The organism is Gordonibacter sp. RACS_AR49, from assembly GCF_030418435.1.
GTDB classification, from domain to species: domain Bacteria; phylum Actinomycetota; class Coriobacteriia; order Coriobacteriales; family Eggerthellaceae; genus Gordonibacter; species Gordonibacter urolithinfaciens.
In genome coordinates, this window is the sequence record NZ_JAIUDM010000006.1 from 69,758 (window position 1) to 89,119 (window position 19,362).

A 19,362-nucleotide genomic window follows, 5' to 3' on the forward strand; every position below is an offset into this window, starting at 1 on the left:
CTAGCCCCTCTTTACGCGCGGATACGGGTTTCCGCAGGTCATCTTCCCCTCGGGGCAGGTGCCGCCCACACAGGGGGCGCCGGCGTCCAGGAAGACGAACGGCGCCGTGGGACGCGCCAGCTCAAGCATGCGGTGCGCCATGTCGCGGATCTCCCACTGGGCGCGGTTGCAGCAACGCAAGGAGAAGAAGTGCAGCAGCTCGCGCACATTCATGGTGATGACGATCTTCGTCTCGGCCGCGTTCGGCAAGAGGTAGCGCGCATCCTCGGCCGGCACGCCCGCATCCAGCAGCTTCCCGTACGCCTCGACGGCGGCGGCGATGGCCTGGTCGAACACCGCGCTCGCCTCCTCGCTCGCCGCGACGCTCTCGGGTTTCACCGTGGCCACGCCGTCCGCGAACCTCACATAGCGCTGGCTCTGCTGGTTGAAGCTGGCAATGCGGTGCCGCACCAGCTGGTGCGTGAGCGCGCGCGACACGCCGTCCACCGCGAAGGTGTAGCTGGCGTGCTCGAGCGTGGAGAAGTGGCCGCTGCCCATGATGGTGGAGAGCACGCTGCGCACGCGCTCCTCGGGCATGGTCTCCATGAGCTCGGCGGCGCCCACGGGCGCGTAGCACAGGCGCGCCGCCGTGGCTATGGCGCGCTCGGGGTCGGGAGTGTGGTACAGAAGTTCGACGTGCATGGGTCGGATACTCCTCAATTCGGGATAATTTTGACGATAAGGCTCGTTTCGGCGCTGTCTTTCGCTAGTATGGTAACCGATGCCGAGAACCCGCGATGCGAAAGGCTTCCCTATGGTCGAAAACTCCATCCACGAAACGCCCGACGGCTCCCACCCCGATAAGCCCGCAACCGCCTTCACGCCGCTGCTCACCACGCACGACTGGAACGAGGAATGGAAGGAGCTGCAGAAGGCCCGCCGCGCCGCGGACGACGCCTCGCACTGGGACAAGCGCGCGGCCACGTTCGGCTCGAAGGACGCCCCGAACCCCTACGTGGAGCGGTTCCTGGACCTGGCGGGCATCCGGCCGGGCGAGTCGGTGCTCGACATGGGCTGCGGGACCGGAGCGCTGTCGGTGCCGCTGGGCGCGGCGGGACACCCCGTGGTGGCCGCCGACTTCTCGCAGGGCATGCTGGGCGTCTTGGAGGACGAGCTCGCCGAGCGCGGCATCGTGTCCGTTACGCCCAAGCTCATGAGCTGGGAGGACGATTGGGCCGCCCACGGCGTGCTCCACGACTCGGCCGACGTGGCCGTGGCCTCGCGCTCCATCGCCACCGCCGATTTGAAGGACTCGCTCATGCGCCTGACCGACGCGGCGCGCCGTCGCGTGTGCATCACGCTGCCCACCGGCGGCTCGCCGCGGACCGACGAGCGCGTGCTCACCGCCCTCGGCCTGCAGAACCAGCTGGGCCGCGACTACCTCTACGCGTTCGCCATCCTTGCGGAGGAGGGCCTGAAGCCCGAGGTGTCCTACATAGAGAGCGCGCGCCCCGACACGTTCGACACGCCCGAGGAGGCCTACGAGACGTTCTCCCGCATGGTGGACGACGCCGTGGGGTCCCTCGTCACCACCGCGGAGCGGGACGCCGCCCTCGCGCGCCTGCGCCCCTGGCTCGCCGACAACCTCGTGGAGAACCCCCGCGCCGGTCTGCCCGGCCGGAAGGGCGAGCCCGAGAAGCGCCTCGCCCTGCGCGAGCCCCGCAAAGTCACCTGGGCGTTCATCGCCTGGGACAAGTGAGTCCGACCCCCTTCGCCATGCGGCCTTCGGCAGTGGGCGCGCCGTCGTCTTGCGCGGAGCGCCCATCGGCCTAGAGACCCCTATCGGCGAGCGCCTCCTTAGCTGCCGCGATTGCGAGGAGGGCCCGGTTCTCGCGGTTGAGGGCCGAAGCCTCCGGTTCGTAGTCGATCACGGTGACGGGCATGCCCGGATACCGGCCAGCAAGCTCGTGCAGCGCCCCGCGAGCCCGGACGTGGCCTTTAAGGCACCCGAAAGCCTGCAGATAGATCACATGGTCGACGCCCAGCTGGGCAAAACGGTCGAATTCGGGCAGGTAGCGCACGTCGTCCGTCATCAGCCCCTCGGGGCGCGGCAGAACGGCCTCGCATCCTCCTCCTTCTATCAGTTCGGCTATGCCGTCGTTCATGAAAGGCTCGAACACCATCAGGGCGTTCCCCACGAGGCCGATGCGGGGCCGTCCCGGGGCGCGGCAGGCCCCTTCGTCGACACCAGGGGATGAAGGGATGCGCCAAACCCTCGACCAGCGCACGGCGAAGCGGCGCCCGACAGCGCAACCGACCAAACCAGGCACGGCCGCCAGCAGGCACTTCTCGCAAACCTCCGGCATCTCGACGACGTCAAGGCTTCCGGCGTCCCGCGCCATGCGGATCAACCTGCCGGCAAGCACTCGCGCCACAAAGCAGATATCGTCGGGGACCACGCCTGACGCAGCGTCGACGTCGGCCCTCCCCATGGGCCCGAGAAGGCTCCAGTGGGCAGAGGTGCCGCACCCGCGTTCGGGGGGAACCGGCAAGGCAATGCGGTAACGTTCCCCGTCTGCCCGGTAGGCAGATCCGCCCTCGCATGCCTCGGCGAGCGTGCGCAGGCGGATGCGGATAGGGGCCGTATCGACGATCCCGTCAACCTTGAGAGAGGTGAAGGGACGGCCGGCCGCTTCCAACGCCGCGCGCACGACGGGCAAAACCGCCGCATCGTAAGCGCAGCCGAACGACTGGAGGCACACAAGCTCGATCGCCGGGTCCGCGAGGACCAGCCCGGCGAGCCGCTCGAGGCGGGCAGGCCGCTCCCAAGCCAGGCTCGCTTCCTCCCCAAGCTCCTCGCAGGGCGCGTCCAACGCCGTCGGGGAGAGCACGGCGAAGCCCAGGCTCGTCAAGACGCCGTCGATGCCGTGCATGACGGCGGGATCGACATGGTAGGGTCGGCCGGCCAGGACCGCGCCCCGCCGGCCAGCCCCATGGGCCCACGCAAGCGCCCGCCGGTTCGCCTCGCCCACCGTCCGCTCGAACTCCCGCTGGACCGCCAGCCCGGCGGCGATGGCCGCTGCGAGCTCCCCATCCGCCACCGCCGGGAGGCCCGCCGTCGCAGCCGCGACGTTCAAGCTCGCAAGCAGAGCCGCCCGGTCGTCCGCATCGTCTGCGAGGGCGGCGGGATTCACGGTGCGCAGCATCGGCGAGACGAGCATCGCGCCCCCGTCCCGCAATAGGGGCGCGCAGTCGGCCACGGCGGCTGCGTAACCGCATGCCACGGGACACTTCCTTCCCCGCACGTAGCAGGGCATGAAAACCGCGTCGGCGCGCGCACTGCGCACGAGGTCGTACAGGCGCATGTGCGCGAGCTTCGCCGGATGGCAGACGCTTTCCGAGGGGATGGTGGCCGCGCCCTCGCGCGCAGCACCGCTCTCCTCCGCACGCCCGTCATCGGGCACCGCGACGGAGAATCCGAGCGCCGCTATGACCGTGTGCCAGAACGGCATCTGGGCGTGCCCGGCAAGGGCGTTCACGATGCCCACGCGCAGGCGCGCGCGGGGCCCCGAGCCTTCCGACCCCGAGAACTTCGCAAGCAGCTTGCGCTCGAGTGCGACTGCGTTGGGCGGGCGCCTCCCGCCCCGTGCCGAGGAGCCGCGGCGCGCTTCGACGATGCCGTGCGCGCGATCGCAGCGGTTGCCGCTCACGAACTGGCGCCCACCGCCGAAGTCGACCACCGAGAGCAAGCAGCCGTTCCCGCAGCCCCCGCAACGCCGGCTGCTGCGAGCAGGGAAGAGGCGGTCGAGCTTCTTGCGGCTGGCAAGGCCGCTGCGCACGGCGCACGCACCCTCACGGGCGGCGGCGTGCGCTCGCTCCCGCGCGGTGAGCGCCGCGCCGATGGCGCCCATAAGGTGCGCCGTGTCAAGACGCACCACCTCCTTTCCGCTCACGAGCTCGAAGGCCCGCAGCACGGCATCGGACATGAACGTGCCTCCCTGCACCACCACGCAGTCGCCGAGGGAGTCGAGCCGATCGAGGCCGATGATGCGGAACAGCGCATTGCGCACGACGGAGCACGCGATGCCGGCGGCGATGTCCTCCACGGCAACACCGCTTTTCTGGGCGTGGCGGACACGCGAGCTCATGAATACGGTGCATTTGGTTCCCAGGTCAACGGGCGATTCCGCCAGGAGCGCCTTTTCGGAGAACTCCTCGGGGGTCGAGCGCAGCGAATGCGCCGTCCCCTCTACGAACGAGCCGCATCCGCTGGAACAGGCCTCGTTCAGCACGGCGTTGAGCACCCGTCCGTCTCGTACCCAGACAGCCTTCATGTCCTGGCCGCCTATATCGAGCAGGAACGTGAGATCGGGGCTGAAGCTCCGTGCAGCGCGCACATGGGCGAGCGTCTCCACCACCCCGGAGTCGAAGCCCAACCCCGCCCTGATCAGATCCTCCCCGTACCCGCAGGCCGTGGCGTGGGCCACGTAGGCGTAGGGCGTCCCGTCGACGGCACGCGGCACGACGGCATGGAAGTCCCGGAGCATGGCGATAGCCGTCTCAAGCACCTCACCGCCGGGAGGGCGGCAGTCGGCGTAGGCGAGGCGCCCCGCCTCGTCGAGCACCGCCAGCTTGACGGCCGTCGATCCGGCGTCCAGCCCGAGGTAGAGCGGGCCTTCGCAGTCGAACAGCCTTGTGCGCGGCATCGTGCAGGAGGCGTGGCGCCTCCGAAAGGCGGCAAGTTCTCCTTCGGACGCGAACAGGCGGGGCAACCGGGGGAAGTCGTCCGCGAAGGAGGCCAGGCGGGCAAGCCGCTCCTCGAGGGCGACCAGCGACACATCCGCGTCACCACGCTCGCCGAAGGCCTCCGCACCGTGCAGCGCCGCGCCACGCGCGGTGAACAGGTGGGCGTCGAGGGGCTTGATGCCTTCTCGCGCCGTGAGGCCCAAGGCGGAGCGGAACCGCCTCACGAGCTCGGGGATGTGCTCCAAGGGCCCGCCGAGGAAGACGACGGTGCCCTCGATGGGGCGACCGCACGCAAGCCCTCCGAGCGTCTGGCGTACCACGGCCTCCAAGGCGCTCGCCGCAATGTCCGCCGCACGCGCTCCCGCGTTGAGCAGGGGGCGGATATCCGTCTGGGCGAACACGGCGCAACGCGACGCGATGGGGTACACGCGGTTCGCGCCGAGCGCGAGCTTGCTAAGCTCCGCCGTCTTCAAGCCGAGCATAAACGCTACCGTGTCGATGAAGCCTCCGGTCCCGCCCGCGCAGGTAGCGTTCATACGCTGCTCGAGACCCCGGGTGAGGTACACCAGCTTCGCATCCTCGCCGCCCAGCTCCACGATGGCATCTGCCTGGGGGCACTCTCTCCGAACCGCCGTCGTCGTGGCAACCACCTCCTGCACGAACGGCAGCCCGAGCAGGCCGGAAATCCCTATGCCGGCGGAGCCGGTGACGCCCACGGTGCCCTCTATGTCGCCGAAGCACCAGGTCAGCTCGTGCAACGCTCCTGCAAGCGTCGACGCGACGTCCGCACGGTGCCTCCGGTACACCGAATGGACCACGGCGCCCTCCCCGTCCAGGACGACGACCTTGATCGTCTTCGACCCTATGTCTATGCCGATGCTCGCCACGTGAAACCCTCCCGACCTCTCTGCCGCCTCCCAGCTAGGCGGCTCCCGCAAACTGCAAGGCGTAGAAAGCCAGGCGCAGGCAGAACACGCCGACGAAGCCGCTGGCAACCGCGATGACGGAGTGGAAGCCCTTCTCCTTCATGCGAATCGCCATGGCCTCGAAAACGAGCGTCGCAACAAGGCAGATGATGCCTACCGCTATATGCATCGAAGCGGCGCGCACGAGGTCGGCGCCTGCGCCCGCCGCCCCTGTCATCCCCGAGACGGCGAGCACCTGGGCGGAAAAGCCGCCGATGCCCAGCACGGCCCCCAGCACGGCGGCAACGGTCAGCGACCTTTTCACCGAGGGATCATCCAACGCGCCCGCCTTCTCGAGCATCAGCGCGACGAGGGCGGAGCCGCCGAGCAGCGAGAAGCCGAGCATCTGCAGCGGCGTCGCAAGCGTCGCCCAAGACGGCTCGGGTGCCGCCAGGTGGGCGAGGCCCGACGCGCACGCGAACAGCGCGGCAAGCACGCCCACGACACGGAGCAGCGCCCTGCGCCAGCCCTCCGCAGCCTTCCCGAAATTGACGCAGAGGCAGTAGGCCACGGCTGCGCACGCAAGCAGCACGTCCGCCACGGCGGCAAGGACCAGCGCCGCACCGCCGTGGCCCCGGAGCAAGACCACGGCGGTGCTCTGGTCTTGGAAGCCGAAGCAGGCGGCGACCAGCCCGAGCACCACGGCAAGGCAGGGCATGATGCACAGCACGTCCACGTTCCCGCGGACCTGCGGCCGCCGAAGCGGCCCGTCCGGCAGCACGGCGAGAACCATGAAGGCTCCCGCCCCTATAAGGGAAAACGTCGTGCACAGCGCCAGCGGCAATTCGGAGAACACGTGCCCCACCTACCCGTTGTCGGAATGGTTCAGCCCCGGAACGTAGACCTTCCGCTCGGGAACCTTGAGCTCGCATCCGCATTCCGCACACACCTTCGCAGACGGCTTGTTGAGCGTGCCGCACGAACCGCACAGGCCGCGCGGCTGGGTGACGAGCCTCGAACCGCCTCCGGCAGCCCTCTTCTTGTTCTCGCCGTTGCACTTCCCGCACAGCTCGCAGGCAAATCCGCAGGCCATCGTCTGCTCCCTCCCCGATGCGCCGCGAGGGGCATCGATCGACCCGGAGGCACGGCCCGGCGAGCTCCTCGCCGGACCGTGCCCGCGCCTCCTTCAACCTTTTCAGCAGCTAGTGCCGACCCGGAGCCTTCGGCGGACCGGGCGCCTTAGGGGCGCCGGGAACGCCGGGCGGTGCGGGCTTGGCCGGCCCTGCGGCAACGGCGCCGCAGCTCGGACAGGCGTCGGCGGATGCCGATACCGAAGCGCCGCACTTGGGACACTTGACCGGTCCGCCGGAAGCGGCGGCAGCTGGTCTGAAGCACATGGTCAACCTCCTTGTACACGTGGGTTATTCCAAGCCCCCGGCACGAGCCCGAAGCGCGTATTCGAGGGCGTTCAAGCTACTGCGCTGCGACCTCCGCCTGAAGCTCCTTGGCGGCTTCCTCCTCCATCTGGACGAGCTTCTTGTTCTTGCGCACCATGAACATGGAGATGGTCGAGCCGGCCACGAACACAGCGCAGATGCCGAACGCACCCGAGAAGCCGAGCGCCGTCCCCGATACAGCAGCAACCAGCGGCACGCCAATGGCATCGCAGATGGGCTTGCCCAGGAACACGAAACCGTAGATCGCACCGAAGTGCTTCGGCCCCAGGTACATGGCGGTTGCCGTGGAGAAGCACACGGCGGACGAACTCAGGGCCACGCCGAAGAGGATAGAGCTCGCGAACAGAAGCACGATGTTGTCGCCCACGAAGATGATCAGCACGAGGCCGACGACTGCGAGCGAGTTGAGGATGCAGTAGGCAATACGGGGCCCGACGGCATCGATGATGACGCCCGAGGCGAGCTTGCCCACCACGCCGGAGAGCGAGATGGCGCTCATGAACGCGCCGGCGACGGCGAGGTCGAAACCGTTGCCTACGATGTAAGCGGGGAAGTTCTGGAAGGGGCCCTGCTCGCCGATGCCGATGAGGGCGAAGGCGATGGCGATGAACCAGAACGTCGTGGTCTTGAGCGCCTCGCCGCGCGTGAGGCCGACGAGCTTCGCCGCGCCGGCGGCCTCGGCCTGGGCGGCGGCCTCCTCCTCGGTCATGCCGTCGGGCAGCAGGCCCACTTCCTGGGGCTGCCACTTAAGCAGGAACGCCCCCACGACAAGGACGACGAAGGCGATGCCGGCGAGGGCGAACGGAGCCATCTGCCAGTTGCCCGAGGCCGTGGCCGCGGGTATGATCTGGCCGACGACCAGGGAACCGGGGAACATGGCCGACCAGATGATGGCCGTGGCAATGCCGCGGCGCTTGTTGAACCAGTTGTTGGGAATGCCGGAGAGGATGACCATTCCGCCCAGGGCGGAGCCGATGCCCATGACCACGTAGGCGACATACACCTGCCAGATCTCGGTCATGAGCCCCAAGATGAGGAAACCGCCCGAGAACAGGACTGCGGAGCACAGCATCGATCCGCGCAGCTTGATCTTGTTGATGACGTCCCCTACCACCAGGCTTGCGAAACCCGCCGCCAAGGCGTAGATGGAGAAGCCGAGCGCAACCTCCGCCGGCTGGGCGCCCAGGGCCTCGGTCATCGGCACCTTGAGCATGCCGAAGTGGTAGATACCGAAGCCCTGCGTGACGATAGCCACCACGAAGGCGACGACAACCTGTATCCAGCCCGGCGTGAAGAACTTGGAGCTTTTCTTTGTTTCTGCCATCGATGTTCCTCCTTGTGAAGGTGGACGGGCGCGACGCTCTTAGAGCACACCCCTTCACGCCCGTCCGCTCTATCTTCCGCCGTCCGCCCCTCGGACGGGCGGCGGCGATCGTCGACGCGCATGCGATCGACGAGGAAGGCCTACGCCGTGTAGATGTTGCAGTGGCGGTCTTCGGCCTCCCTGACGATCTCGGCAAGCGGCCCGATCCTCAGAGCTTGGCCGGGACATCCGGTCACGCACAGCGGATTGGGATCCTTCGCGTAGCAGGCGGCGCATTTGTCGAGCACGGGAGCCACCACATGGTAGGTGCGCAGCTTTCCATCGACCACGAAAGGAGTGCGTCGTATTACGCGCATCCAATCCTCGTCGTAGGGATAGCGCCAGGTTTCCCGGCAAGCGGCCTCGCAGCCGAAGCAGCCGGTGCAGTCGTCGAGGTCATGGAGAAGGGCGATGCCCTCCCCGTTCACGCGCTTCTTCATTACAGGTCACCCCTTCCAGGATAGATTTTGACAAGCGAGGAGCGCATGGGGGTAGCACCGTAGCCGGGCTCCGCAGGGGTCGAGGGGATCAGCACGTTGCCGTTCGCCTTGTCCCAGCCGTATCCGGGAAGGCCGAGCTCCTTGCACTCGTCGCGCCAACCGGGGCGCGGCACGCCGACCACGCCCTCCTTGATCTCGCGTGTGACGTAGGCCTTCGAGATCATATGCCCCACCCGGGATTCGACGGTCACCCACTCCCCGTCGGTAATGCCGTACTTCCGGGCATCGTTGGGGTGGATCATGACGAACGGGTCCGGGTACATCTTGCGCTGGGCGGGAGTGTTCGTCCAAGCCGAGTGGAAGAAGGAGTAGATGCGGATGCCGGTGACCACGACCAGCGGGTACTCCTTTGCCAGCTCCGGCGTGGAAACGGGCGACTCGGCCGGCTCCTCGAAGTCGGGGAGCGGGTCGTAGCCGAACGCCGCGAGCGACTCGCACCAGAACTCGATGCGGCCGGACGGGGTCGGGAATCCCAGAGAGCCGTCGGGGCGCAGCAGGCCCTTCTCGTACTTCTTCTCCACAACCTCGCCCTGCTTGCCGCCGGGCTCGGTGGAGCGGTACTTCTCTGACTGGAACTCGTCCCAAGTCAGATCGAAGCCGTAGAACTCCCTCATGCGCCACAGCACCATCTCCTGGACGTCGTTCCACCACCAGTTGTCGGGGTCGATGCGCTTGCCCCATTCGAGGAAGAACTGCCAGTCGCACCAGCACTCCCCCGGCGCGTCCACGGCCTTGTCGAACGTGAACAGGAAGTTGCCGTCGAGCTCCTCGTCGTAGGAGTAGCGCTCCGACCAGTCGGCCGAGGGAAGCACGAGGTCGGCGATCTTGGCCGTAGGCGACATATAGAAGTCCTTCACGCACACGAAATCGAGGTTCGGCGAGGTCATGGCCCGGTACGTGAGGTTGGTGTTCTCGTAGCACAGGAGCGGGTCGTTCGCGATGGCGATGTATGCTTTGACCGGTCGCGGCTCGCCCGTGATGATGGCGTTGAACACCGCATGCGGGTCGTTGGACCGGCCGAAGGACTTGTACAGCGGGTGCTCCTCGCCGCCGAACGTGAACAGCTCGGGCCGTCCGGGGTCCTTCTGGGAATCCCAGAGGGTGATCTTGTCGTCGAGCATGACGGAGAACGACAAGGGCACGGGGATGCCGCCCTTCACGTCCAGGTAGCCGAGCATGCCCTGGAGGCAGGCGATGGCGCGGCCGTTCTGGATGGCGTTGGTGTGCATGCACCCGGGCCCGAGGCCTATGCACATGCCCACCGGACCCCAGTTGCCCATGTACTCCGCGGCCAGGCGGATGTCGTCAGCATCCACCTGGCAGATCTCGGCAGCCCGTTCGGGGGTCCAGTCCTTCACGCGCTCGGCCAGCTCGTCGAAGCCGTACGTCCAGTTCTCGATGAACTCGGGGTCGTACCACCCATGCTCGATGATCTCGTGCATGAACGCCAGCGCGAGGGCGGCATCGGTGCCGGGACGGGGCTGCAGGGCCACGTCCGCGTGCTTAGACATATCCTGGAAGCGCACGTCGATGACGATGAGCTTCGTGATGCCGGCGGCCTGGTTCTTGAACACCTCCTTGCACCAGGCGGTCTCCATGGCGGGGTTCTGACCCCAGAGCACGGCGCAGTGGGCGTTGCGCATGTCGCCGGCCGCCGAGCTGAACACACCCAGCGTGAACGCGTTCGGCAGGATGTGCGGCATGAGGCACACGTGCGTGGGCACGAGGCTCCAGCCCTCCAGGCCGAGCGACGAGTTCAGGCGGCAGTGCCAATGGTTCGCCACACGGCCCGTGCCCTGGCCGGTGATGATGGCCTCGGGGCCGTACTCCTCCTTGATGCGCAGGCACTCGTCGGCGATGATGTCCATGGCCTCATCCCAGCTGATGCGCTCGAACTCGCTCTTGCCGCGGTTCTCGGGGTTGCGCTCGCCCTTCGGGTCCCAGTCGACGCGCTTCATGGGATAGAGCAGGCGACCCTCCAGGTTGTTGTGGATCTCGCGCTCGGACATGCCCGAGCCGCAGATCACGCCCTTAGACTTGACGTTATCGGGGTCGCCCTCGATCTTGACGATACGGTTGTCCTCGTCCGAGTAGACCAGGACGCCGCAGCGTGCGTGGCACGTCGTGCACATGGTTCGCGTTTTCTTCAGCGCCATTTCCTCTCCTTCCGTTCCTTTGCTTTTCGCGGGCGCGCGGTTTCGGATGCCCGCCCGCGGCCGTCCCCCTTCATGAAACCGCCCTGCGCATCACTCCTTCCCCTTCATGCCCCTCATCGGGCTGGTTGCAACCGCTGCGAGCATGAAGGCCATCGTCACCAGCGCCGCGATTGCCAGCACGACGAAGGCGTTGAAGTAGCCGAGGAAGCCGATGACGATCGACAGGCCGAACAGCACGGTGACGGCGCCCGCGTAGTATCCGGCGACGCCGGCCGAGTTGATGCCTGTGTAGTCCTTCATGCCGTACAGGTCGGGCACGAACAGCCCGGGGATCATCGTTGCGTACGATATGAATGCGCAGAGCACGATGCCGACGATCGCAAGCGGGAACAGCTGCGTCTGGCTCCAGACGAGCAGGCACACGATACCCGCCGCAAACCCGAGGTAGATTACGATGCTCATGGCCTTCGCACCGATTCTCTTCAAAATGAAGCCGGAGGCGAGCTTGAGGAACGCCGCGGCGAACGAGTACAGGCTGAGCATCGCCGCAGCCGTGGTGGCCGCCATTCCGAACGAGGTGTAGTAGACGCTCGCATACGAGGTGATGCCCGACGCGCACCACGCAACGAGGAACATCGCAATGAGGAAGAAGTAGATGGAGGCGCCCTTCTTCAAAGTCTCGCCGAACGTGTATCCGGGGAGATCCTGTGAGGCAGCGTCACCCTGCTCCGCTCCAGCGGCGGGCTGCGCCTTCAGCGTGGCCTTGCGGCGGGGAACCTTGCCGATGAGCACGAGGTTGCAGAAGACGCCGACCACGACGATGCCGACGGCGTATACCGTGAAGAGCTGGGAGTACGGCATGATGTGGAGCAGGCCCGAGGTGGCGGCCATCCAGGCGGCCACGAGCAGGGCCGTCATTCCTCCTACAACGCCGAACGCCTTCTGCGTATTCTCGCCGTAGAATACCGCGATAACCCCACCCGCCGCCGCATACGTGGCGAATGCGAGAACGATGCCGTTCAGGACGTTCGCAATGATCCAGAAGACGAACGACGTCGCGGTCCCCACCATGTACATGGTGAGCGCGCTGCATACCGAGCCGATCAGCATGCACCACTTCGGGCTGATGATGTCGATGATCTTGACCCCTATCGCGCTCATGGCGAACGAGAGTATCGTTGCCACCGTGGGGCCTATCATGAAGGTCGTGAGGTTGACCTGCATGCCCTCGAGCAGAAACGGCACGATCGCGTTCATGACGGACGTCCCTCCCGAGGCGCTCGCCAAAACAAGGGTCACGCCAACCGCCGCGGAGACCCTCTTCCCCTTGCTGTAGCCCATAGTGAATTCATCCCCTTCCTTGCTCGTGCATCCGAGGGGCGCAATGCCCCGTCCCCAAGCCGAAGCGCCTTGAACCGGCCTCGGTCCCCGTTGATCGGCGATACCGGGAACGCTGCGCCGGAAGCCCGGAAAAAGAGTGTGCGAAGCCGACCCGCTTGACGGGTTCTCTTTTTCGCGTTGAGGGGCTCTTCGTTCATAACCGCCGGCCCGGTGAACGGGGCCGGATCGGCTTTCGCTTCGGTCGATGGCAATGATTGTACGGACTTCGGGCGGAACAATCCAACAGGGTTCGCTCGCCCGGCAGGCAAACCGAAGGTTTCCGTTTCAGGCGGCTGCGAGGAAGGCAGAAACAGGAGGAAGAATCGCTTAATACCAGATCATGAGCCTCGTCAATGCGATGGTATAAGATTTTCGACAACTTTTCGTATCTTCTTGCCCCAACCTAATGTCGTTTGAATATTCGGCTATACCCGGTACAATGGACTTGCCCGAGCCCAACGCACCCAACGCTTTCAAGATGCCATAAGCCAAAGTAAGGGGATAGGTATGCGCATCGAGGTCCTCGAGTACTTCTTGGAAATCGCCGAATGCAGATCGTTCTCGCAAGCTTCCAACAACCTCTTCATCTCGCAGCAGGGGTTGAGCAAGGCGATGCGCGCGCTCGAAAGCGAGCTGGGAGTCGTGCTCTTCAGGAAAAAGGGCCGGGGGATCGAGTTGACGGAAGAGGGCTCGATCCTGAAGTCGCACGCGACGGAGATCGTGAGGCAGAGCGACCGCGCCCGCGAGCGCTTCTTCAAAATGCAGGTCGGCCCCTCCGCGACGAGCACGACCGTGAACGTGTTCGCAACCTCGTACGTATGCAACGCTATCTTCAACCTGCTCGACGGGGAGCTGGGCGAGCACGGCCTGGACAACTGCTCCGTCAGCGAATGCGAGCTCAACGAGATCATCGCGGCCATCGAGTGCGGGGAAACCAACTTCGGCCTGGTCAACATCCTCCAAGAGGACGTTGCGGAACTCGACGCATTCCCCTACCTCACCTTCACCCCGTTCCTCTCCATGCGGATAACCGTCAAGGCGCCGAAAAGCCTGGTCGCGAAGTTCCCCGACGGCGAGATCACGCCACAGCAGATGTCGGACCTGTCGCTTGCCTACTTCAACGAGCCGGTCCTCAACAAATTCGTCAAGCGCGCTTTCCAAGGACCCGGCCGCAAGGCACCGACGATCATCCTGCATAGCACCAACATCGAGCGCATCAACTCCCTGGTGCGAAACTCCAAGGCGGTTACCTTCAGCGACACGTTCACCCAATCGGTTCGCAAGGATACCGAGAGCATCATATCGCTCGATTTGAACCCGCCTCACTGGTTTTTCGTGGGCGTGCTCGAGAACTCGGGCCTTCAGAAGAGCTCCGACCAGTATGGCTACGTCCAACGACTTCGCGCGCTCATCAGGTACAAGCACCGGCACTATCTTGGCAAGTACACGCTGTGAACGCCCGGCGGGCACCATGAGGTTCGCAGGGAGGGACTCCCCACGAGGGCGGCTCGACGACGACAGAGCCGCCCTTGCGAGGGCATTCTGCTAGCGGAGCCGCTACAGCTCCACCCGCTCGAACATATCCTTTCCCACGCCGCACACAGGGCACACGTAATCGTCGGGCAGCTCTTCGACGTACTCCATATGGCCGCACACGGTGCAGCGCCAAGCGATCTTCGGCTGGCCGGGTTCGGCGGCGGCCGCCTCGGCAGAGGCGTCGGCCGGCAGGGGGGCGCCTACGGCGTCGGGCAGGAAGCTCGAGGCCTTCGGCGGGGTCTTGCCGCCCTTCACCTGGTGGTAGTAGGCATAGGTCATGGGCTCGCAGGAAAGCAGCTTCTCGGCCTCCTCCACCTCGCCCACGAACAGGACATGCGTGCCCAGGTCGATCTCCTGCACCACGCGCGCCGAGTAGTGCGCGCACGCATGCTCGGCCACGTAGGGCAGGCCGGCGGTGTCGAAGGCGTGCTCGCAGGCGGCGAACTTGTCCAAGTCGTCACTGCAGTGGAAGCCGAACGTGCCGATGAGCTCCATGGGCGCATCCTGCGCCAGGCACGTGGCCGAGAAGCGGCCCGCAGCGCGGATGACGCCGGTGGTGGCGTTCCCCTTGTTCAGCGCCACGCTCACCTGCAGCGGCGACGAGGTGACCTGCTGGAACGTGTTGGCCACGCAGCCGGCCGCGCGGTCTGCGTCCTTCGACGAGATCACATAGAGCCCGTAGCTCAGGCTGAAGAACGCGGTTTGATCGATCATGGTGCGCCTTTCCGCCGCGGCGCGCTCGCGCCCGGCTTGCGATAAGACCTTCGGATGCCTCTCTGAAACCTAATGATACTCGTTATCGATAAGGGAAGCAAGGCCGAACGCGCGGCGGACGGCCTTGCGCGCGCCGTCGCCGGGCGCGAGCGCCTCGCAGCCGCCCCATGCCGCGGCGAAGCGCTCCTCGGCGCGGTCGCGCAGCCGTGCGCGCACCACGACGAGAGCATGGGGGCACCCGGGGACCGGCCCCCGTTCCACCAGGTCCAGCGCGGCGGTCAGCCCGCATCCGCGCTCCAGCTCCAAGCGCCCGAGCTCGTCCACCACGAGCAGCCAAGGGCACGCGGCAGCCACGGTTCTCCCCGCCGCAGGAACGTATGCGTTTTCCCCTGCCGCGGGCGCAGCCGCACCTCCTTCGCCTTCTTCGCGAATAAATGTTTTACATGAAACATTTGCCGCTTTCTCGAACAGCTGTCCATCCGGCGACCGTTTTTCGGAATGTGGAAAATTCGCGGCAGCGTCAGGCGCCCGTTGACCGAAGCGCGTGGAAACCGCAGCGCCATCGGATGCCCGTCGTTCGGGAAGGGTTGATTTCGCCAGCATCTCGAAGTGCGCGTTCACGCGCGAGAGAGATTCCCCGGGTATCTCCCATGCCAGCTGCGCCGCCGTGCTCTGGCTGGCCGGGTTCAGCTGACCGTCGCGTTCGGCCAGGTCGCGGCGGCGAGCGAAGCGCAGGCGCTCGCCCTGGGGCAGCAGCACGTTGTCGATGCCCAGCTTCTCGTAGGCCCCCTCTCCCGATCCGAGCGGACGCGGGCCGCCATCGTCCCCGTCAGCGCGCAGGCGCCACACGCCGGGTGCCAGCACGCCGCGGCTCTCCACGCCGTCGGCCGCCAGCTCGGCAACCAGACGCTCGAGCCAGCGCGTCTTACCCGACTGCACGTCCCCCGTCAAGATGAACAGCATCGCATCCCCTTCCTCGCGCCGCCCTCGCCCTGCATTTATTTCTCCTCGACTCTGTATTATACTCTATTGAAGATACGGATAGGGCCGCCGTGAACGGCCCCGAGGGAGGCGCCCATCCGGCGGCTCCGCGAGAGAGAGGAACGGTACGACCATGGGATGCCCCGAGAAAGACTGTTGCGCGAACAACCTCGGAAACGACGTTATCAGCTTCCCCGGCACGCACGGCCACGACACGCCGTGGAAGTTCTACAACCACCTGATAGGGCACGTTCCCGAGGACCTGGTCGTCCGCGACTACTGTTTGGGCACGCACTGGTCCTACGTGGAGGCGGACTGCGGCATGGGCATCAGCTTCACCTGCAAGGGCGGCGCCAAGCGCAAGCACACGATGGACCTGCGCGGCCTGCCGCTGCGCACCGTGGCGGAGCTGGCGAAGTCGTGGTGCTTCGAGGAGGCCACGCTCGGCGTGGCGGCCCTCAACGCCTACTACGCGCAGAAGCCCCTGCTCGACCCGCTGGGCGCCGTGTACGACCCGCCCGTCGAGCGCTCCGAGCGCGGCTCGCGCGGAGGCGTGCCGCCGCGCGACGCCTTCGAGCAGTACCGCCCGCAAATCGAGGCCGCCGGGGAGGCGCGCGGCGGGGACGGCCGCACCCGCGTCACCGTGGTCGGCCATTTCCCGCACGTCGACCGCATCGCCGAGTACGCTGACCTCACCGTGCTGGAGCGCAACTGCACGCAGGCCCTCGACACGCCCGACCCCGCCTGCGAGTACGTGCTGCCGAAAAGCGACTACACGTTCATCACCGGCGTCACCATCATCAACAAGACGGCCCCGCGCCTGCTCGACCTCACGAAGAACGGCACTACCGTCATGGTGGGCCCGAGCGTGGTCATGTCGCCGTTCCTGTTCGACTGGGACGTGGAGATGCTGGCCGGCAGCGTGGTGGCCGACCCCGACAAGGCCCGCTTCGCTGTCCAGAACGGCGCCGGCCAGTTCTTCGGCGAGGCGCTGCAGATGATGTCCATCACCCGGCCAGGGGCGTAGGCGGGGCCCGCGCGCTCCCAGCGCGGGCGTACCGGGCCTTGCAGGCCGCCCATCGGCGAACCCTCCCGCCAAGCAAAGGAAAGTTCATTCATTATTTCAAACGAATGTTCCGACTCCCCCTTTGACACATAGTCGATGATCGCGGTCGTGCCGCATGCGCAAAGCTCCTTGCGCATGCCTGCGGCGATTCAATATATGATTGAAAGGGTAAGGGACAAAAAGGCGCGGTAGTCTATAGATTTTGGGCAAAAATCAAGGGGTTGCGAATGCGGCGTTTTCGAAACGCCTGGTGGCAGGCCCGGTGTTTAAATTATCTTTTATCCAGAATAGCGACAACTGCCCCTTTTTGTCCACGGCGCCGCATACCCCGCGCGTCGAGCGGCTGCCCCGAGGGCCACAACGCGCGAAGGTCGTCAGATTGCGCTAATCGCCGATTGTGCGTCAAAGGGGGAGTAAGAGCGGGCGTTTTAAATATTGCGCCTTTCGCATCGATCCCCCTCTCGCCATTGTCCATTGTCTTCCAATTCCCGATTTATATGTTCCCAATTGATAATATTCATTTTTTAGGATATATTGGTTTAGGTATTATTCTTATTACAGTCTATAGGGGGCGGGGACGATCGGGGCTCTTGAGCATACCTTCATGGGGGATGGGGGCGTCCCTGATGCTTCCGGCATCAGGGACGCCGAGGGGGTGCCCCCTCGGCGTCCGGACGATGCCGCCCGCAACGCCACGTGCGACGCGTCTCGCGAAACCTCCCGCGACGATTCCCACGCAGCCCGGTGCGCCTCGCGCAACCAGCGGCGGCGCGCGGCCATCGTCCTCGTGGCGCTCGGCGTGCTCGTGGTCGCGTCCACGCTCGCCTCGCTCATGCTCGGCCGCTTTCCCATCACGCCGGCCGAGGCCGGGGGCATGCTGGCGAACCTGGTAGCGCCCGTCGAGCCGTTCTGGACCGCCCAGCAGGAAACGCTGTTCTTCCAGGTGCGCCTGCCGCGCATCGCGCTCGCGCTGCTCGTGGGCTGCTCGCTCGCGGCCGCCGGCGCGGCGTTCCAGGGCACGTTCCAGAACCCGCTCGTGTCGCCCGACATCCTGGGCGCCTCGCAGGGCGCGGCATTCGGCGCGGCCGTGGCCATTCTCCTGGGACTCGGGGCCTTCGGCATCTCCGCGTTCGCGTTCGCGGCAGCCATCGTCACCGTGCTGCTGGTGCTCTTGGTAAGCAGCCGTGCCAAGGGCAACCATATGATGGTGGTGGTACTGGCCGGCGTGATGATGAGCTCGCTTCTGCAGGCAGCCGTGTCCTACACCAAGCTCATCGCCGACCCCACCGACCAGCTCGCGGTCATCACCTACTGGCTCATGGGCAGCCTCACCGGCGCAAAGCCCGCCGACCTGGCCATGGCCGCAGCGCCTATGGCAGCCGGCCTTCTGATCCTGTTCGCCCTTCGGTGGCGCATCAACATCCTCACCATGGGCGACGACGAGGCGTCCACCATGGGCGTGAACGCGCAGCGCGTGCGCATCGTGGTCATCTTCGCGGCCACCCTCGTGACGGCCGCCAGCGTGGCGGTCACGGGCATGATCGGCTGGGTGGGCCTCGTCATTCCCCATTTCGCCCGCATGGTCATCGGCTGCGACTACCGCAAGCTCCTGCCGGCCAGCATGCTCATGGGTGCCAGCTTCTTGCTCATCGTGGACGACGTGGCACGCCTTGCCACCACCTCCGAGATACCCATCGGCATCCTCACCGCCTTTATCGGCGCGCCGTTCTTCCTGTACCTCATCACGAGGAAGAAGCAGCTATGAGCATCGACGTCGAGCACTTGAGCTTCTCGTACGGGCGCCGCGAGGTGCTGCACGACCTGACGTTCTCCATCCCCGACAACACGCTGGTGAACGTGCTGGGTCCGAACGGCGTGGGCAAGTCCACCCTGTTCCGCTGCATCCTGTGCCTGAACAGGAACTGGGAGGGCGGCATCACGGTGAACGGCAAGGACCTGCGCGCCCTGTCCATCCGCGACCGCGCCTCCGAGATAGCCTACATCCCCCAGTCGCACGCCCCCGTGTACAACTACGAGGTGCTCGACGTGGTGCTCATGAGCGCCGGCGGCCGCGTGGGCCTGTTCGGCACGCCGAAGCGCGGCCAGGTGGACCAGGCGTGGAACGCGCTCGAGCGCATCGGCATCGCGCACCTGGGCCACCGCCCCTACACGCAGATCTCCGGCGGCGAGCAGCAGCTCGTGCTCATCGCACGCGCTATCGCGCAGAACGCGCGCACCATCATCATGGACGAGCCCACGAGCGCGCTCGACTACGGCAACACCGTGCGGGTGCTGTCGTGCGTGCGGCAGCTGGCCCGAGAGGGCCTGAGCATCGTGCAGTCCACGCACCAGCCCGACCAGGCGTTCCTCTACGCCGACCAGACCCTCGTCATCCACGAGGGCCGCGTCTTCGCGCACGGCGACCCGAAGGACGTCATCACGCGCGAGCTGGTGAGCACCATCTACGGCGTGGACGTGGAGGTCAACTCCCTTTACGGCGACAAGGTGCGCGTCTGCGTGCCCGTACGCGAGATACAGCGATAGGTTCCAGGAAAAGGGAACGGAAGGAAAGGAAGGAA

The 19,362-nt window shown here is 66.1% G+C and carries 16 protein-coding genes; 5 read left to right on the forward strand and 11 right to left on the reverse strand.

Annotated elements, in window-relative coordinates; genetic code table 11:
- A complete protein-coding gene (thyX, locus tag LB310_RS10810; protein ID WP_301155063.1) occupies positions 1 to 681 on the reverse strand; it encodes an FAD-dependent thymidylate synthase in 681 nt (226 codons plus the stop codon).
- A 112-nt stretch (positions 682 to 793) separates the two neighbouring features.
- On the opposite strand from thyX, the gene LB310_RS10815 reads away from it, so the two are divergent.
- Entirely contained in the window at positions 794 to 1,738 is a 945-nt protein-coding gene (locus LB310_RS10815) for a class I SAM-dependent methyltransferase (RefSeq protein WP_278806217.1), read from the forward strand.
- Positions 1,739 to 1,808: 70 nt separating this feature from the next.
- On the opposite strand, the gene LB310_RS10820 is transcribed toward LB310_RS10815, so the two are convergent.
- The 8 genes from LB310_RS10820 to LB310_RS10850 form a co-directional block, all read right to left on the reverse strand.
- Positions 1,809 to 5,612, reverse strand: coding sequence for a BadF/BadG/BcrA/BcrD ATPase family protein (locus LB310_RS10820; protein WP_278806216.1), 3,804 nt, complete (start codon positions 5,610 to 5,612; stop codon positions 1,809 to 1,811).
- Positions 5,613 to 5,646: 34 nt separating this feature from the next.
- On the reverse strand, positions 5,647 to 6,486 hold the full coding sequence (locus LB310_RS10825) for a hypothetical protein (protein ID WP_278806214.1): 840 nt from the start codon (positions 6,484 to 6,486) through the stop codon (positions 5,647 to 5,649).
- Positions 6,487 to 6,495: 9 nt separating this feature from the next.
- Positions 6,496 to 6,723, reverse strand: coding sequence for a hypothetical protein (locus LB310_RS10830; protein WP_278806213.1), 228 nt, complete (start codon positions 6,721 to 6,723; stop codon positions 6,496 to 6,498).
- 109 nt (positions 6,724 to 6,832) lie between these two features.
- The gene (locus tag LB310_RS15350) at positions 6,833 to 7,027 is read right to left on the reverse strand and encodes a zinc-ribbon domain-containing protein (protein WP_143412717.1); all 195 of its coding nucleotides are present in this window, start codon (positions 7,025 to 7,027) and stop codon (positions 6,833 to 6,835) included.
- Between the two features lie 76 nt (positions 7,028 to 7,103).
- Entirely contained in the window at positions 7,104 to 8,411 is a 1,308-nt protein-coding gene (locus LB310_RS10835) for an MFS transporter (protein WP_123673586.1), read from the reverse strand.
- Between the two features lie 140 nt (positions 8,412 to 8,551).
- Positions 8,552 to 8,890, reverse strand: coding sequence for a hypothetical protein (locus LB310_RS10840; protein ID WP_087191002.1), 339 nt, complete (start codon positions 8,888 to 8,890; stop codon positions 8,552 to 8,554).
- Complete coding sequence (locus tag LB310_RS10845; protein WP_278806212.1) at positions 8,890 to 11,106, reverse strand: molybdopterin-dependent oxidoreductase; 2,217 nt, start codon at positions 11,104 to 11,106, stop codon at positions 8,890 to 8,892. The genes LB310_RS10840 and LB310_RS10845 overlap by 1 nt, the downstream gene beginning before the upstream one ends.
- A 90-nt stretch (positions 11,107 to 11,196) precedes the next feature.
- Positions 11,197 to 12,447: an MFS transporter gene (locus LB310_RS10850; protein WP_278806211.1), complete on the reverse strand. Its 1,251-nt coding sequence runs from the start codon at positions 12,445 to 12,447 to the stop codon at positions 11,197 to 11,199.
- Positions 12,448 to 12,993: 546 nt separating this feature from the next.
- Between LB310_RS10850 and LB310_RS10855 the strand changes: the two genes are divergently transcribed.
- A complete protein-coding gene (locus LB310_RS10855) occupies positions 12,994 to 13,941 on the forward strand; it encodes a LysR family transcriptional regulator (protein ID WP_278806210.1) in 948 nt (315 codons plus the stop codon).
- Between the two features lie 102 nt (positions 13,942 to 14,043).
- On the opposite strand, the gene LB310_RS10860 is transcribed toward LB310_RS10855, so the two are convergent.
- Together LB310_RS10860 and LB310_RS10865 are read right to left on the reverse strand one after the other, a co-directional pair.
- Positions 14,044 to 14,736, reverse strand: coding sequence for a flavin reductase (locus LB310_RS10860; RefSeq protein ID WP_278806209.1), 693 nt, complete (start codon positions 14,734 to 14,736; stop codon positions 14,044 to 14,046).
- A gap of 69 nt (positions 14,737 to 14,805) precedes the next feature.
- A complete protein-coding gene (locus LB310_RS10865; RefSeq protein ID WP_278806208.1) occupies positions 14,806 to 15,699 on the reverse strand; it encodes a hypothetical protein in 894 nt (297 codons plus the stop codon).
- Between the two features lie 151 nt (positions 15,700 to 15,850).
- Here LB310_RS10865 and LB310_RS10870 point away from each other — a divergent pair, with 151 nt between their 5' ends.
- From LB310_RS10870 to LB310_RS10880, 3 genes are all read left to right on the forward strand, one after another.
- Entirely contained in the window at positions 15,851 to 16,744 is an 894-nt protein-coding gene (locus LB310_RS10870; RefSeq protein ID WP_278806207.1) for a DUF364 domain-containing protein, read from the forward strand.
- Positions 16,745 to 17,387: 643 nt separating this feature from the next.
- The gene (locus tag LB310_RS10875; protein ID WP_301155064.1) at positions 17,388 to 18,548 is read left to right on the forward strand and encodes an iron ABC transporter permease; all 1,161 of its coding nucleotides are present in this window, start codon (positions 17,388 to 17,390) and stop codon (positions 18,546 to 18,548) included.
- Positions 18,545 to 19,327, forward strand: coding sequence for an ABC transporter ATP-binding protein (locus tag LB310_RS10880; protein WP_096228157.1), 783 nt, complete (start codon positions 18,545 to 18,547; stop codon positions 19,325 to 19,327). The genes LB310_RS10875 and LB310_RS10880 overlap by 4 nt, the downstream gene beginning before the upstream one ends.
- The last annotated feature ends 35 nt before the right edge of the window (positions 19,328 to 19,362 follow it).